The organism is Janthinobacterium sp. BJB401, assembly GCF_013372745.1.
Classification (GTDB): Bacteria; Pseudomonadota; Gammaproteobacteria; order Burkholderiales; family Burkholderiaceae_D; genus Janthinobacterium; species Janthinobacterium rivuli.
On record NZ_JABXFH010000017.1, the window covers coordinates 1 to 14,730 of the forward strand.

8 protein-coding genes are annotated in these 14,730 nt (G+C 50.3%); 2 read left to right on the forward strand and 6 right to left on the reverse strand.

The annotated features are described in order from the left end of the window. Positions 1-40: 40 nt before the first annotated feature. Together HWE17_RS13120 and HWE17_RS13125 are read left to right on the forward strand one after the other, a co-directional pair. Complete coding sequence (locus HWE17_RS13120) at positions 41-4,960, forward strand: hypothetical protein (RefSeq protein ID WP_217916774.1); 4,920 nt, start codon at positions 41-43, stop codon at positions 4,958-4,960. Between the two features lie 28 nt (positions 4,961-4,988). Beyond that, positions 4,989-5,276 (forward strand): hypothetical protein, encoded by a 288-nt coding sequence (locus tag HWE17_RS13125; RefSeq protein WP_176389037.1) that lies wholly within the window; start codon positions 4,989-4,991, stop codon positions 5,274-5,276. A 341-nt stretch (positions 5,277-5,617) separates the two neighbouring features. Here HWE17_RS13125 and HWE17_RS13130 read toward each other — a convergent pair whose 3' ends face one another. The 6 genes from HWE17_RS13130 to HWE17_RS13155 all read right to left on the reverse strand — a co-directional run bounded on the left by HWE17_RS13130 (position 5,618) and on the right by HWE17_RS13155 (position 14,616). After that, positions 5,618-6,115 (reverse strand): hypothetical protein, encoded by a 498-nt coding sequence (locus HWE17_RS13130; protein WP_255206234.1) that lies wholly within the window; start codon positions 6,113-6,115, stop codon positions 5,618-5,620. Then, positions 6,108-8,435, reverse strand: a complete 2,328-nt coding sequence (locus tag HWE17_RS13135) for a hypothetical protein (protein WP_176389038.1) — start codon at positions 8,433-8,435, stop codon at positions 6,108-6,110. Before HWE17_RS13135 ends, HWE17_RS13130 begins: the two co-directional genes overlap by 8 nt. Beyond that, positions 8,428-9,951, reverse strand: coding sequence for a site-specific integrase (locus tag HWE17_RS13140; RefSeq protein ID WP_176389039.1), 1,524 nt, complete (start codon positions 9,949-9,951; stop codon positions 8,428-8,430). The genes HWE17_RS13135 and HWE17_RS13140 overlap by 8 nt, the downstream gene beginning before the upstream one ends. Next, positions 9,951-11,198 carry a site-specific integrase gene (locus HWE17_RS13145; protein ID WP_176389040.1) on the reverse strand — a complete coding sequence of 416 codons (1,248 nt, stop codon included), beginning with the start codon at positions 11,196-11,198 and terminating at the stop codon, positions 9,951-9,953. Before HWE17_RS13145 ends, HWE17_RS13140 begins: the two co-directional genes overlap by 1 nt. A 326-nt stretch (positions 11,199-11,524) precedes the next feature. Beyond that, positions 11,525-14,104, reverse strand: coding sequence for an AAA family ATPase (locus tag HWE17_RS13150; protein WP_176389041.1), 2,580 nt, complete (start codon positions 14,102-14,104; stop codon positions 11,525-11,527). A 230-nt stretch (positions 14,105-14,334) separates the two neighbouring features. Continuing rightward, positions 14,335-14,616, reverse strand: a complete 282-nt coding sequence (locus HWE17_RS13155) for a hypothetical protein (protein ID WP_176389042.1) — start codon at positions 14,614-14,616, stop codon at positions 14,335-14,337. Positions 14,617-14,730 lie beyond the last annotated feature (114 nt).

Here is a 14,730-nt window from a genome sequence, read left to right on the forward strand (position 1 = left end):
TGGTGAAATCTCAGACGCGAGCAAAAGAACCTTCGAAACCTTGTGCGAATGGGCGCGTGCGGAGAGTTCTTCGGAGCGGTTCGGGAAAAAACTCCGGACAGAGGGCGCTGCTGGCGAAAAGCTGGTGCACTACGAGGCAGTCCGAACAATCCTCACCCCGCACGTTCTGCAAGATGAACTCGATGCAGTAGCTTTTAGGTTATTGGCTCACTTCACGCTTATCCGCCTGGATATGCTGACTGAAGGCTCACCAACGGAGGCAAACACTGTTTCGCTGCTAGCAAATGCGCTTGCTCCAATCGACCGCGAGCGGGCGGATGATTTGTGGCGCCGGCTCCTCGCTTTGATTCGCGTGTCTCAAGGCCGAGCGGCGGCGTTCGACCGAAAAACGCTCGTGGCTAGGCTAAATGGAGCGTTCCGGCTATCAGGTGGCCCAAGTCTGCGTGCTGCCTTGCAGGCGATTGAGCACGAGAGCAGACTTGCTGTTGCTGAAATCGGTGACGACATCTCTGGGTTGAATGTGCCGCGAGATAGACACGTAAAGTCGATAATTGACGCTATCGCAACGCCCGGCTTTTATCAGATTACCGGTAAGCCAGGTGCAGGTAAGTCCGCGGTACTTCGTTCGGCAATCGAATGCCTTTTGGAGGCATCGCCGGTCATTTTTCTGAAGTCCGACCGGCTTCAAGGGGCGACGTGGTCACAATATGCGACTACCAGCGGCATTTCACATACCAGTCTTGAGGAACTTCTTGTTGAACTTGGCGCTGCTGGTACCGGTGTTTTGTTCATCGATGGTATTGACCGCATTGAGGTCGCACATCGCGGTATTGTTCTTGACCTGCTTAACACTATCCATAATTCCCCACACTTGTCTGACTGGTGTATCGTCGCTACGGTGCGCGATACCGGCATGGAGCCATTGCGTACTTGGCTTCCCTCGCAGATGTTTGCTAGGGGAATTCGCTCACTGGTCGTGGATTCGTTTAACGACGAAGAGGCTAAAATTCTCGCGAAAGGGAGGCCGGAGCTTCAGCACCTTCTGTTCGGCCCAGCTGCCGTACAATCTGTCGTCCGCAGACCATTTTTTGCAGCGGTTCTCGCGAAGGAATCTGATGCAGGAAACACGGCCGCGACCTCTGAGGTCGACTTAGCTGCGCTCTGGTGGCAGCGTGGTGGCTATGCTGCGGACCACAACCGCGTTGGGTACCGTCGCAAAGCGCTTGTTGAATTAGCAAAGTTAGGCGCACATCAGCTAGGCCGCCGTATCCCAGCTTTTGAGATTGATGCGCAGATTCTCGCAGAACTTGAAGCGGACGGAATTATCCGCGCTGTCCGAATGGGTCACACCGTTCAGTTCGTTCATGACATTTTCTTCGAGTGGGCGTTCCTGCAGTATCTGGTGAGCGAAGGTGACACCTGGTTCCGTGTCATTCATCAAATCGGAGAACCGCCCGCACTGGGTCGAGTCGTCGAGCTGCTATCACAGATGGAGTTGCTATATCAAGAAAACTGGACGACATACCTCATAGCGCTTGAGACCGATACCATGCTTCGCTCACAGTGGCTTCGTGCATGGCTGGCGGGCCCATTTGCACTGGAGACTTTTGAGGAGCATTCTTCCACGTTTAGTCAAGCTATGCTTGACCCAGCTCACACGAGGGTAGGCAAGTTAGTCGTTTGGTATCAGGCAGAGAAAACGAGGCCAAACGCGAAGATTCTAAACCGCGGCGACCTTCCTGCTATCGACATTGCAGAGCGGATGATGTATGCCGATATGTTTGGTTACCCATCAGATATCCCTGCGTGGGCTCGCTTCTGTAACTGGCTACTCGACAATTCGGCTTACCTCCCGACCAATATCCTCCCGGACGTCGTTGCCGCATTCGGTGTATGGCAGAACGCGTTTGCGAATTTTCATAATCCTGTCTCCGAACGAATCATTCAAACGTGTCTCGCCTGGTTGTACCACATCGAACACGAGCGGCATCGTAAAGAATTCACTTCCGACTATGGCGTTTGGCGCACTTTGGACCGCAAAGGGGTAGGGCGGGATGATTTGGAGCACCTGGAGCAGTCGTTGCGGTCAATGGTGCTAAGCGCAGCACTTGCACAGCGAACGCAGGTGGCTCAGTATGTGCGCGACTTGCATCATCTCGAACGTATGCCCCGCGAAGTCGTGAAGGCGCTGTTCTCAAGCGCACCGTTCCTTGCCAGAACATGTCCAGCCGAGTTGGTCGATTTCATGCTGAGGTTCGTCAGGAAACGCCTGCCTGTCGATGTAGAGAGATATGTACGGGGTCATGAATATAGAGTATCGCGCAGTTTTGGGCAATGGGATTGGGACAAGCTTTCCATTGAGGACAATCACAACTTTTTCCCGGCCGCGCCCACCAGAGAGCCCTTCCACTCACTGTTCGAAGAAGCACCTGATGAGGGACGCAGGTTAATTCGAGAGCTTGCGAACCATTCCATTCAGGCGTGGCGACAGCTTCATCGTCTGTCGTACGAACGCAAAGGTACCGCTATTCCTGTTGTTATGCAGTTTCCGTGGGGTAGGCAGATGTTTTGGGGCGGCAAACGAGAGTATATGGGTGCCAGGGGTAATTGGTCACCATCGACGGTGAATTCAGGGTGGATGGCGCTGGAAGCTTGGGCGTTCCGGCAACTCGAGAAAGGTGTTCCGATTGACGAAATTCTCCAAGATGTTTTGGAGGGGCATCGGTCAGTCGGAGCTTTAGCAGTGGCTACTGCCATCATCACCCAGGCGCAGCATTCCTCTGCCGCGTGCCTGCCCCTTGCGATAAACCAGCGAGTCTGGTGCTGGGACATTGAGCGAAGGGTTCATGACATGATGCAGATGGCTAACCTCATTGGCTTTAAGCCGTATGAACAAACGCACGCCAAAGCCGTGCGCGACGGGAATACTCGTCCCGTGCGCCGCCAGGATATCCGGTCTCTGACCATGCTTATCCTTCTCAATGGAGGTGAACTAGGTGCACAGGCTGGTGCCGCCATTCAACGCTTCCCTGAAGAGTTGCCGTTCAATTATGTAGAAGAGCGCGAAAACGAAAGTATCATCGCGGACCTTAGCAGCACAGCCAAAATATGGGCGGAGTTCGGTAAGACCAAAAACTATCGAGCAGAGGTAAGTGAAGACAAATCGAAAATAGTCATTTCACTGGAGAATCCGAAATCAACCGGTCCGGAATTTGACGCCATGCGGGCCAAGCACGACGATATGTCCCGCAATTTGCGCATCCTGAACTGGGTCCATGGATATTTCGATGGAGGCAAGCTAGCAAACTCGCTCACCATTGAGGAAGCGGTTGCTGCGGCGAAAGAGTTGCAAACTCCGGACCTTTTTGAGGCCGGCTATCCGGGCTTGGACCCACGCCACCAAAGGCAAGCTGCGGTCGCAGCGGTTGCCGCAATCGTCGTCGCCGAGAACGCCGTTGACCATGTCGAATGGGCGGTAGAGGTTTGTATATACGCTTCTCAAGTGCCTGAGATTTTCGATGATTTTTTTATTAAAAGTGCAATTCTCATGCACCACCCAGTGCTGTTTGCGACAAGTGGCTTGGGAGCTTGCTTTAAGTTATCCGACGACGAACAAGACATCCTGTATTTGCAATCGCAGCTTACTAAGCTCGTCGCTCACCCCTACGAAGAGATTACTGTTGCGGCGTTAAAAGGCCTATTGGGTACATGGGAAAGCGATTCAAGCATTGGCTGGGCTGCGCTTTGCTTGGCCACTGAACATGCTCTGGTTGAAGTCCGACACGACTTACGGGCCAACGAATCTCAGTTGCATCGGCAGACATACGTGCACGCAGTCATTGACGCTGAACTTGAACGCATTTCTGAAGGAAACACTGTCAAGGATACCCAACCAAGTTTGCCAGCGCCTTGGATTGAGGTATCAGTGTCGGATAGCGCACCAAAAAGAAGAGGACGAGGGCATCATCAGGAGTCCGGGTGGAAACTGAACGCCATGCAAGTAGATGTCGCATTCCTTCAAAAAATCATTGGCGTAATCCCGATAGATGCGGCCGTTGCGGATAAACGCTTTGCAAGCCAATTCCTGGATTGGTGCGAAGATTTAGTGAGGTGGACTACTGAACGAGTTGCACCATCTTGGGTAACAAGCAAACGAGAGCTTGAAGTTGACGGGGCCGATTTCTACGAGTGGAAACGGTACCTATATGCGTTCTTGGCGAAAGTTTCGCTTTGCCTTCCAGCGGAAGAGGGTATCCGCAGATTTCTCGCGCCAGCCGTCGCCGCAGATGACGATACTTTTGGCAGCGTTGCCGAAGAGTTCACCGGGCATCTCATTGCGGCCGTAGTGGATAGCCCTGAAATTCCGCCGGTAGCACTCACACTGCTTTCGGCGGTCGCACAGCGAGTGCTGCAGTATCGCGGCTGGCACTATGCCGGCGAACCTGGTGGGCGCACTGATAGAGAGATTATCGAAATCGTTCAGGATTTATTTTTCTCCAAGATGCCGTATGCAGAGCTATCTGCGAGGTTTGCAAACCGTGAATGGTCCGAAGTCGAGGTTGTCATTCCCATATTTGAGCCGATTCTGAAAGCGCATGGGTCGGTCGCCTTTGTCGCGGGTGCTTGGATGACTTTATGTGAGACCAGCTTTGAACACTATCCAGTCGAACACTTTGTGAGCAGTCTCGATTATATGTTCGTGCTAGATGGTAGCCCGAGTGGGTGGCGAGATGCTCAGCTGCCGGCAAGGCTCTCTGGACTGATTCAGAGATTCAGTGAGCGAGAACAACCTATGCCGGTAGCCATGGCACAGAAGCTACTGAGAGCATTGGACCGGCTCGTTGACATGGGCGACCGAAGGGCGGCCGCCGTTCAATTGAGCGAGATTTTCCGCTCGGTCCGAGTCGTAAGTTCAGAGCAAGACGTATGGCTAGCTAAAGCACAGTCGCGCGCAAGTTGACCTCTAATGTCGGCTGAGGCTTCGAGAAGTGCCTGTCGTCGCACATGCCTTCAATCTGGAGCTGACGCGCAAGACCGACACCGACAAGGGCAGCGACGGTCCACGTGCACTGGACAGCTTGGAAACCGAGCGGTGGCTGCGCTTGGCGATGAAGTTCGCCCCGTTCTTGGCTGGCGACGCCGAACAGGGCATAGACCGCCTGAGCGCAGGCGACCGTCGTAACCACGCCACCATGGTCATCATGGACGCCGGAGACTGCGCAATCACCCAAGTCGGCCCAATAAGTCTCGTTGGTGCCGCCTACGCTTGTCGGTAAAGGAGGGGAGGGTGAGTGCTGCCATGCGACTGACACCAAATGGTATTACGGTCTATGGACTTTGTCAGCACGGTCGCCAAGGCATCAATGGCTGCTGGTCGGCTGCAGGCGGGAGGAAATGCATTACGTGCTGCTGAACTGCACAACCTATGTGGGCAAGATTTAGCAGACATGCGAGCTGATGCACCAACCTTACCTCATGAGGACAACGCTTATTACGTGCGCTTGCCGGCCCCCGGATGTGATGTGTAAGTCTTGCTTTAGGCAATTATGCTGACGGTTGGGAACTCCAGGTAGCCCTGGCTGAGAGCCTTGTCGCTCTCCCAATTTTGCGTGGCCGATTAGCGACCTTTTTCATCTAAAGCGATGACTTTTGCGGTTGGCATTGCCCCCATTTTTATCAGTTCGTCTCGTATATCCTTGTAGCTTTCGAAGAATTTAGCCCATTTCGCATATCCACCGAGCTCGCCCACCGCACGTAACATTGCGACGTGCGATGCAGTCAATAGTTCAACTTGACGCTCCAGTTCGGCGATTCGACTATCTTTTTCCGCCATGCCCATAGCGGCGCTATCCTTCGAGCGCTTCGCCAGACGAGTCCGCCAGCCCCTGAACTCTTCTTGTCTCGCCTGGAATTTGGCCAGCATTTGCGAACGCGCCGGGTTCCTTGTAATGGAAGAAGCGGCACTTAAGGACGCGTACCTGCGTATCACACCGCGGGCGGTAATGTCCTCGTCATTTTCCAACATTGTCCGAAGAATTTCTTCCATTTCATGGTCATAAGATGCAGGCATTGATGATACTGATGGCGCGCAGGTGTTGTCGGTCCTATTAGTCATCAAGAACACTCCCCGGAGGTGTCAATTTAGATAAATCGGGACCGTCCGGGAATACCCGCTTTCCGCGGGGGGTGGACAGTAGTTTGCGAACACCCTCCAGCCCAATAGTCGCATGTTGTAGCTGGTTTTTTCTACCCACCGTTCCGACGGGGCGGGCTTGGATATCCGACAGGGCAGCTTGAAATCTTACTTCAAGTCCCTCAAGATTCCTTCTGTTCTCGGGTAGGCCCGTTGCAATCAATTGGCTGCAGCCGGTGAAGCATTGGAGATGCAGGGGGCAGGGCTCCGTCATGAAACTTTGAACGCACGCTCCGTAGGGAGTAGAGTGATATCCGTCCGCTTCTACCCTCAGGTATTCGAATGCTGCCTGGTCCCCTTGTTCACGTTGAATACGCTTATACGTGGTCGCTATCGGACCCACGGCTTTCCCTGCGAGGATGAGAGCAGCAACGGTCGCAGAGCTTTGACCCAGAGCGACCTCGGTGCCGGCAGGCAAATCCATGTCTTCCAGGTGCTCGGCAAGAGTCCGGTGGTCATACTCATAAGACTGGGCGACATCGCGGCGGTTGAGGTGCTTGGAAATGATGGTATCCGCCAAACCTAGTCTGAATAATTCGTTCGTCAGGAGGTGCCGGAGCATATGCGAGTCCAGTGTTAGGGCCCGGTCTTCAACGGTTTGACCATAGCGCATAAAAAGACTTTCTTTTTGGTCCTTCACATCCCCTAGGACAGAGAGTAGAAGCATGTCGTTGGGGACGCCAACGGAGCAATATCGCGTAATATCGCATATCCCGTCGTTGCGCTCCTCGGATAACGCCCTTTTGGGTGTAAGGTAAAGAAACTCCCACGCCTGGAATTCACCCGCTCCGAGCTTTAGCGATGTGATGTCCGAAAGCTTGGTTGGGGCAGAGGCGGCCAGATAGTTCTCCAGTTCGCCTACGCGTACGAAGACTTCACGCCACGTTTTCCTTTCAGGGGCATATTCTTCCCCGGAAGAATGACGTAGCTTCAACAAGGGATATTCTTTAGAATCGTTTTTTAACAATCGGTTGTAGTAAACGTATGTCGCCGAATCAAGCGCTCCGGCCTTTTCAAATTCTTTGTGCTGATGTTGTGCGAGTGACTGCAGCACCTGAGCGTCGAAGCCCTGGCGGTACCTAGCGACGTAATCGTCAGACAGCTCCTTTCCCATCTTCAGCCAGAATGGATTGCCAGTAATAAATGGATACAGCTCGGCGACAGGAACCAGGTCGTTTTCCCCAAACTGCGGCAGCATTCGGCCCGTCTCAACTTGACGTTTTAAGGTGTCGCGCAAGGGTTGCGTCAATCGAACCGTATCGTCTAAAGTCGCCGTAATGATTTCAGAAAAAATCTTCGGAACGTACTGCGCCTTCTCAATCAAAACAGCGCTATCGCCGTGTCTCGGTTGCTGTTTCTCAGCGAAATGACGTAGCATCAGCGCTTTTGAATATCCTCCCGACTCACCGGCTGGCCGTCCATTCGCGTCATAATATTCGCGAAATCGTTTCCAGTCCGCAGGCAACCCTGTCATTTCGCCCACCCGCAGTCCGGACAGAACCATAGCTTTCAGGGCGTTGAACCGTATCGCGTCAACAAACGTCCTTGGAGTTTCCGTAAAGATGATGCGCACCAATTCCCAGAACGCGCGCTTTGTGGGGAGACGTTCAGCGCGTTTGCGATGTTCCAATGACTGACGTATCTCGTCCTTTGATTTAACTTCCTTAGACTTTCTATCAGGGTTGGGAGCCAACCGCTCAGTGGGCAGGGCGGAGGATAACGGGCAATTTTCGGAGAGATGATTCGTGTCGACAACTGTTTTGATAATTCCAATTACAAGGTCCGCCAACTTGCCGGATTTTTGCATTCGCCCGGCCATTGAAATGGCGTCGCGCGCCACGTCGGCGGTCAATTGCCACGGTTCGACAGTGCCGGCCCAAGTTGCGAGCACCTTTAGAGGGCGAATGATGTTCTGAGCCACGTGCGAAGGTGTATTCCTCTTGAATAATAGTTGGTCGCAGGTAGCCGCTTTGATGAAGTCTTGCCAAGGCGTGCTGAGGGCGGACTTAACGAGGGGAGGGTGGCCTCGTTCGACGCGTAATGCATTCATAAATGCAAGCGCCTTTGTATCTTGACCAAGGTCCCGCAGGTAGTGCGTGGGCGGCCGGCCGCGGATAATTTCGGTCAGATTCCACCCGATGACGGATGCCCCTGCGTCATCCAAAGGAAAATCCCATGCCATCCCTCTGCCTTTGGCCAGGGCCTTGCCGCTCTCGACGAAGGAAACGAATGCATCATGCATCGGTGTCGTCCTCTAATTCCCGGATGACTTCCTGTACAGCTAATAGCGTGTGACGGAGTTGGTATGCCGGCGACTTCTTCTCCTCACGACTTGCATCGGCGAAGAAAATCACCACTCCGCGTAAGTCCCCGAGGACCCGCCGGTGGAGCTCGATGTCCCGCACAGGCTTAAAGTTAGGGCAACCATAGCATGAGGTGATGGGGTTATACGGGCAAGACGGTTGGCCTACACCGCACCCGCCGATTCCTGCAATTGGAATTCCGTGGGGAACCCCAGCAATTTGTTCTTCTTCTTTTAACTCGGATAACTCAGCTGCACTAATGAATTTGTCATGCGCAATCTTTATCACCCGCTGATATGTTGGCGAGATGGCTAATGCCCGATTGATTAATTCCGCTTGGTTTGGCGAGGATTCGAAATATACGAGACAGGTGGTGATATCCGTATGTCCAAGAAACGTCGCAACTTCTTCCTGACTGGCCCCCGAATCGGCAAGACGCTGAGCGGCGGTGTGGCGAAAGTCGTTCGCGCCAATTTGACGGTGAGCGATTTCGGTGGCAAGTACTTTAATCGCGACGCCGACATCATCTGCGGAGACAACGGAGAAAAGCCTGTCGCTTCCGCGTAAGTTTTGCTTCAAAGCTCGTTCGTGCAATAGGAGAACTAGGGGTGCCCAAGCATGCTTTACACGCCGAACCATGGGGAGCGCCGCTGAATCACTCCGTTGCTTAATCATATAAAAGGTAATGTGTACAGATGGGTGTGTCCCTTCCTGCTCATCCCAAATACGCACGTCGCGCATCGCGACTTTGGCAATCTGATACGGCCGCATCCCAAAAAGATAGGAAAACATGAGCATCGCGCCATTGCGAATAGTCGCATCGGTCAATTGTTCCGGGGCTCGAATACTGGTGGCCACCAGCCCGTCCAGATAATGGACAATTTGTGCCTCCTCGCTCGCTGAAAGGAAGGCGTCGCCGGTCAGTACAGTGGAATACTTGGTATTAGCCGGAAGCGGCAGGGTGGAACTAATGAATTCTAGGTAGGCAGGCTCCCAGCCGCACAAATGGCGTTGGCTCAACATGACTAACAGCCATTTGAGTGCCATGAATGACTCTTTTTTGAGGTTTTTAGCGAACAATAGCGGCCATATCTCTTTGATTTTCATCGGGCTGGCACACAACACGTCCACCAACAGGTCATGTTCAACATGCTGAAGGGCTGCAATATAGAGATAAACGGTAGAAATGCTCAGGTCTGCCGTGATACAGTGAAAAAACAAGTGTTTCGCTAAGCAACCGTAGTTCAGTCCCAACCTAAAAAAATCGAGGGTTTCGCGCCTTCCTGCCCGATAAATGGAAAAGATGTATCTGGAATCGAAATTCTCAATCGACCGAACTTTTTCGTCGAATTCGTCGTAATACCGGACGGTTCCCGGCAAGGAAGGCAGCGCCGCTAATAGGGACGGTAAGACATCCGCCCTGACTGCAGAGGGTTCGAGATTGAGTTTTGTCATCAAATACCCTTAGGGATTGACCTGACCAGTTCAATGCGGTCGTCAAGAATCCTCGCCCACACGTTCGCATTTCTGTCTTCGAACACGGCCCTGGCATACCTAAGCGGCATGTCTGACTTGTAGGACCAACCGAAAAATGAACGCAACCTTTGTAGAGCCTCGACCATTGGTACTTTTTCTTCTAGCATTTGGTTGAGCCGGACAACTGCACAAGTATGCCGAAGGTCGTGAGGGGAAATAGAATCCTTCTTATTCTTGTCCTGTAGCAGTTTGCGCACAGAAGCCGGCATACGCTCGGACAAGTGGTTGAAGTAAGCAGTCAACGACTCATGAGATAGTGCCGTTTTCAACTGTGTATTTAAGAGGAAAGGGTGGTCACATTTGCCTCGAAAATTCTCAACGTAGGATTGAATCAAATTGGATATCAAATCACTTACAGGAATTTGGCGGATGGAATCATTAGTTTTGATACTGGGCTTGTTATACCTTGTGTCAACTATAACTGCGGCGCCGCCTTCATCATCCTCTACTTCAAGGTTTTGAACATTTATCCAATGCCGATAGCGCTGTGTTTTTTTGTCAAACCTGGTCTTGACCGCATCGACTGAGAGAAGCAGCAACTCGCCACGCCGCAATCCCTCATGCAGCATGACAACGAATGCAATAAAGACCCTCCAGCGTGTTATTTGACGTTTGAAGGGGTTCTTCGGGGATTCGGGGTCGAGCGTCTCATATAGCCATTCGACGACTTCCGCAGGGAGCGAGCGGAGAGTCGCAGGACGACGTGTTTTCTGAAGTCTTAATTGACCATACGATGTGTCCAGTTGAAGCAACTTAGTCTCAAGCTGTGACAAGCCAGAAGGCGCTGCGGCGTTTTTCCCAAGGCCTGTCACCACGTCGCGCACAAACGATAGGCCGGTCCGCCATTGCTTCTGAGCCGCCTCCGTCAGCTTGGGCCTGTTCCTCAAGCTAATGAAATAGGCTTCCAACAGGCTGCCCAGTTCGGCAAAGTCACATTGGGTCAGCATATCGTCCAGGAAGCCTGGGCGATGGAGTTCGTCGGCGAAAACGTAGAACGCTTCAATGTAGCGCAGATTCCTTGTTTCGGTTGTCAGCGCCAAATCCCGCGACGACACCGCCGCGCTCACCGCCGCCCAGTATCTGGGCAAGCCGATATCATCCAGAAGCACCGGCGACCTAAGTGCCTGATGGAGTGCAACTGAACCGGAGAATTGTTTGAATCCCATGGCATATGCAACATGTGAATATAACATTTGTCAAATGTATGTTGCGTCGCCTGGACTGTCAAGCTGGATTCTTAGCAACACATAAAAATATGCTAGTCTTTCGCATAATTTATATTATGTCAAATGATGGACGGAGGTGGGCGACACTTTTTAGTACATTCAGACTCTCTTACGCATCACAAGAAAAGTAGCCAGGCGTTTGGACCTTTTGTCATCATCACCCAGCGCCACCTCGCCCTCATGAAGACCTAAAGAATGCCAAAATATAGAAAAATTTCTCAGCCATTGAAAAAACCTAATGGCCGAGAACCATTGCACCAACCTACTTAGGCAGCAGCCAACTTACGACGATTTGTAAAGTCAGTGCGCCACTGCTTAAGTAATTCAATATCTTCCTTCAATTCAACCGCTTCTGGAATGAAAGCTGGAACTTCTTGAGATTGGCTATGCTCATAAAATGAATATTTTGTCATCAATCTATCAATAAGTTGGCAATCTTCTGCTTCAATTGAGTGTATTGTCCCAAGCCGGTTATCAGTTGTTATGCTTCGACGATGACGTTTAACGACCTCGTTGAAAAGATCGTCTTCGACAGTGCGCTCTAATAACTTCCGGAAATCGCTGCATATCCCCTGAGCTAAACCGCGATACGTCTCAGCACCATCCACATCACCGATCTTTTTTGCCGTATCAATTCGAGTTATTAGTATATTATTTGCCTTCTCAGTCTTCCCATTCCATACGGCTTGTTCAACAGGATGACCCGCAGCACCCGAAAATGCTTCAATGCATAACTGAGTGAAATTTTTCTTTTTCCAATCTTCGCCTATTTTCTTTGCTGCGTCATCCATTAATCCATACAGTGAAAGTCTATGTGTAAACACCAAAACTTGTCGACTTTTTGCTAGCTCAGCCAGACGCACAGCAACGTTCCATTCAAAATCATGATCCAAAGAGGAAATAGGATCATCAAAAATAAATGGGGCAATTTGCGGCTTCTCCGCCACATCTGCTAAAAATGCTGCAAGTGAAATAATTCTTCGTTCACCTTCACTCAGGATGGCCTCAGGCATTGCTTGATCATTTTTTACGCCCTTCAATCTTAGCTGATGATATACCTTGGCTCGACTCGTTCGACTTTTCACAAGCTCAATTTGAATCCTCCGTGCTCCTAGTGCTTGCAATTCTTTATTGAACCTCGCCACATATGCTTGAGTAATGAACTTTTCTGAAACATCACTTGCTTTAACGGATATTTTCCTCGAATTAGTCAGCGCCTTCCAAGATTCATAGATTTTGATTTTCTTCAACCGTTCGATTTCTATAAGAACAGCTGCCGCCTGTTGCGATACCCATTTCTGTGCCTCCAACTCTAATTTGGCGTTTTCAGCTTGACCTCGATCAAATCCCATTGCATCCATATCATAGCGTTGAGCTTCCGACTCTAGCTGCAAAACATAATCACGAAGTATGCGTAAGTTCTCAGTCTGCTCATCAACAGGAATAGCTATTTCATTTGCTTCATCAGTCAATAAACTATTTCGAACCTGTATAACCATAGTCCAAAAACTGTAAAAATTCTGCTTCCATTCATCAGTACTAACGCCAGCGGCCTCACACTGCGTATCAATCTGTTGTTGATTTAAAGCAACAGGAAGATTTTTTAGTACGTCACCATAAAGTATCTCTGCAGACTTAGCCTCGGCTTCCAACTTGCTTTGTACAAACGCCTCAAAATCTTTAAGTCGTTGTTGGGCGTCGACGTTTAACTCTTGATGACACAAGACACAAAATGCATCGTTAGTTACTGGAAAAACCTGTTGGGGATATGCGGTGGCAGAATATGATTTTGCTGCAAGCCAAAGAGCGCGCCATGTGGGTGATCCAACACCATCTAATCTTGCAGATACAACTTGCGCCGCTTCAGTCGCAATTTTCCGTTTAGCCCATGCGTCGCTTCGAAGCATTCTCACAAGTTCAATATGAGCCAAACCATAATTTTTCGTGGCGTGATTTAGGTTGGTGATTAAATGTTCCACCTGCAATTTTGTTGCTCTCTTTTTCCTGGCAAGTGCTGCTGGATCGACTACCTTTAAGCGCTCAACTAGTTCATCGAGCTTATTACCATCCAGTTCTGTCCAACTAAGCAGGTTTTTGAGCGCTAATTCTTTTATCCCTTGGGGCGCTAGATACTGCTTTGCGCACACAGTTGGAAGGAAATTAGCAGGAACTTTAGGAAGCACACTAATCAATCGATCCTGCTCTGCTTGCAAATAATCTTTAATACTATCGCTTGCGGAAGCCAACGATTCAAACATGGCCACCATAGGCGGTGTGTATGCCGCAGCATTTTCCTTGCTTAAATAATATCCAGCCTCGTCGCTATCAAAAATATCCGTGGCGCGAATTCTGTCAATTACTTCACCATTGGCAATCCATTCGATTGCAGTATCTTCGCCGCTGTACTTATAAGAAATAGTACATTTTTTATCGATAGGTATAGGCTGAAACACGTTGTGTTTTAGGTCTGTTGCCCTAGGCTTCCCAGATGCTCTTTTAAGAATTCGAGAATAACTAGATTTGCCCGATCCATTGTGGCCATAAATTATAGTTAAATTTCCTGGCCCAAAAACCAACGGCTGTCTCGGACAAAGATTTTCGATGCCGACAACGCTACCGATAGAATTCAGACGAAGTTCATGTCCACCATCTCCTCCGACAATCAGTCCTTCGAATATCCGATTTTTAGTGACGAGTTGACCGGCAGGAGTCTTGAGAATTGCCGTAATTTCCAAAATATCGTCATCACTGAGTACACCTTTTCTCATTAGCCTATCAGCTGCGACTTGAAGCCACTCCTGTTGCGTCAAAAGCCATTCATGAACATCCTCTTGAATTGTCGACATCAAATTTTCCTTTATGGTATTTCATAAATTGGCATTAAAATTTCTATCATCTCAATTTTACTTAGTAACGATATCCATATTATCAGAAAAAAAACTAAGTCCGTAAGACAAATAATTTAATTTGCACATATTTCAAAAGCCATAAAGAAATAAATAAGAACCGGTGGTTTTATTGCAACAATTTGTTGTTCTATTGAAATCAATATACATCCATACAATTGCAAAAAAATTTATTTATTGAAGTCGCCTCGTCTTGCGCGTTCAGAAATTCCATGGCAGCGAAACTCGTCCTTAAAGCATCGCTCACATACCCGTAGACGCAAACTGTAACGTGCTTGTTGCACCGCCCATTTCGGTACCCCAAGCATGTACATAAAATCTCCAAGCATCCTAGTCCGGTTGACCGCCCGCCAGTTGGTGCGCCTAGAATTGCGAATGATCCAGTACTGGTTGCGGAATTCATCCTCAATTAACTCAAGTATCCGCAGTGAATTAGCATCAAAATTTGCCATGTCACGTCCCTCCTCCCCTTCAATTAAGGTGGAGTAACTGTCAGAACGGACAATCGTCCACCACTTGTGGCAACCCCGGAGCCGTTGCCAGGTACACAACGCCAAGATTGTTGT

Bases quoted from the DNA above. Each gene is read 5' to 3' on its own strand.
- HWE17_RS13140 (WP_176389039.1), bottom strand. From the start codon at position 9,951: ATGACAAAACTCAATCTCGAACCCTCTGCAGTCAGGGCGGATGTCTTA.
- HWE17_RS13130 (WP_255206234.1), bottom strand. From the start codon at position 6,115: ATGACTAATAGGACCGACAACACCTGCGCGCCATCAGTATCATCAATG.
- HWE17_RS13155 (WP_176389042.1), bottom strand. From the start codon at position 14,616: ATGGCAAATTTTGATGCTAATTCACTGCGGATACTTGAGTTAATTGAG.
- HWE17_RS13150 (WP_176389041.1), bottom strand. From the start codon at position 14,104: ATGTCGACAATTCAAGAGGATGTTCATGAATGGCTTTTGACGCAACAG.
- HWE17_RS13135 (WP_176389038.1), bottom strand. From the start codon at position 8,435: ATGCATGATGCATTCGTTTCCTTCGTCGAGAGCGGCAAGGCCCTGGCC.
- HWE17_RS13145 (WP_176389040.1), bottom strand. From the start codon at position 11,198: ATGGGATTCAAACAATTCTCCGGTTCAGTTGCACTCCATCAGGCACTT.